The organism is Streptomyces sp. CO7 (genome assembly GCF_053474865.1).
This window is the reverse complement of record NZ_JBRIOU010000156.1, coordinates 1-391: the sequence shown is the minus strand read 5'-3', so window position 1 is coordinate 391 and position 391 is coordinate 1. Positions and strand designations below refer to the sequence as shown.

At 72.4% G+C, this 391-nt stretch carries 1 protein-coding gene; it reads left to right on the top strand.

The features are described 5' to 3' along the window. Positions 1-391, top strand: a 391-nt coding sequence (locus ACOV8S_RS31555; RefSeq protein WP_448321893.1) for an alpha/beta fold hydrolase, incomplete at both ends; no start/stop codon positions are given.

Sequence of the window (391 nt, the reverse complement as noted above, 5' to 3'; positions counted from 1 at the left end):
CGTCAACACCGGCCCCGCCCTGGACGCCTTCATCGCCGCGGAGCCCATGCCGCTTGACCCCGCGCGGTGGCCGCCGACGGACGATCAGATCCGCCGGTTGGCGAGCACCGGGTTCCGTGCGGGACACCCGGTCCCCCAGGAACTCGTGGACGAACTGCGCGGCATGACGCATCACGCGGTCACGGCCTCGATGCGGGCGACCACCGACTACCTGAAGAAGCGGGCGCTGCCTGACCGGTTGACGGTGCTGGGCAAGCCGCTCCTGGTCGTCTTCGGCGACCAGGACCGCAGATGGCGCCCCGCTTCCGCGGCCGACTACCGCGTGGTCCCGGGAGCGAGGGTGGAGTTGCTGCCCGGCGCCGGGCAGCAACTCCACCCTCGCTCCCGGGAC